1 protein-coding gene is annotated in these 441 nt (G+C 59.9%); it reads right to left on the reverse strand.

Annotated elements, in window-relative coordinates:
• Window positions 1-50: 50 nt before the first annotated feature.
• Window positions 51-441 (reverse strand): Tn3 family transposase (locus GHO03_RS24765; RefSeq protein ID WP_153400708.1); only part of this gene is annotated, 391 nt, incomplete at its 5' end.

The following is a 441-nucleotide window of genomic DNA, read 5'->3' on the forward strand; positions in this document are numbered from 1 at the left end:
ACCTTGCAGGGGCAGTACGGGGTTGTACGCCGGAATCCCAGAAATTTCCGTCAGCCCAGCTCCAGTCCCGCCACGAGCGCATCCAGGTCGATGAACTTGCCGTCAGTCTGGAAGGTGTAATGCCCGTTCAGCAGGATGTGCCGCCAGGCCGCTGGCGGCATCTGCGTGATCAACGCCAGCGCCTTGGCATTGCCAGCTGCCTCGTACTTCGTCAGCAGCAGGGACAGGATCGCCGAGTTGTAGAAGATGATCGCGTTGCCGATCAGCCTGGCGCACTGGTTGCTGATCTCGATTTCGATGTCGGTGCGGCCGGTCAATTCCTTCTTCCCACCGACTTGGGCGATGGTCGAGCGTAGCTGGTGATAGGACTCAATGCGGTTCTGCGAGCGGTGAACATTACGCTCCAGTTGCGGGTCGCGCAGGTAGCGCAGTGTGTAGATA

It is taken from the genome of Pseudomonas sp. FSL R10-1339 (assembly GCF_009600545.1).
GTDB lineage: Bacteria > Pseudomonadota > Gammaproteobacteria > Pseudomonadales > Pseudomonadaceae > Aquipseudomonas > Aquipseudomonas bubulae.